General features: G+C 53.2%; 1 protein-coding gene. It reads right to left on the reverse strand.

Features of this window, described 5'->3' with window-relative positions; genetic code table 11:
* Nucleotides 1–167: 167 nt before the first annotated feature.
* Nucleotides 168–314, reverse strand: a complete 147-nt coding sequence (locus PPL9_RS32420) for a hypothetical protein (protein ID WP_159097014.1) — start codon at nt 312–314, stop codon at nt 168–170.
* Between the last annotated feature and the right edge of the window lie 218 nt (nt 315–532).

Below are 532 nucleotides of genomic sequence, written 5' to 3' on the forward strand. Positions count from 1 at the left end.
TTCGGTTCTGGGCTAACCGATCAAGCGCTCAGCGCAAACCTTACCTTGCGTTTCTGATTATCCTTGAGCTTCCCCCCCCGCACAGACCATCACGCCCGCCGCCGGGGATCAACAGCGGTGGGCAAGCCTTCTTAAAACACACTGAGTACTAAAGTACGCCATCTCCATCATCTTATACCGGCCTTGTCCATGAGACGCATGGCGACTGGACTGTTGCCTGCGCGCTCACCGCATCGTCCGATGGTCACAGCACCAAACACTGTTCCATTTTCAACAACAGTTTGCGTGCCAGACCCAACAATAAGCACTGGCAATCGAACTCATACCCGCAGACGATAGTGCTGAGGGCACGCTCATTTTTCCCCTTCCGTCTCAGCTTATGTGCCGGACAGATGCTAGCAACTGTCATTTACTTACCTGCGTTCTTGCAGTGTAGCGAACGGCATGTGTGGATGGCTCCTGCTTTGCAAGACATTTTTGAGATGATCGGTACCTTTGTCAGAAGCAGTCATGTGTCCGGCCTGTTTGCGCG

Source organism: Pseudovibrio sp. POLY-S9 (assembly GCF_001431305.1).
Classification (GTDB): domain Bacteria; phylum Pseudomonadota; class Alphaproteobacteria; order Rhizobiales; family Stappiaceae; genus Pseudovibrio.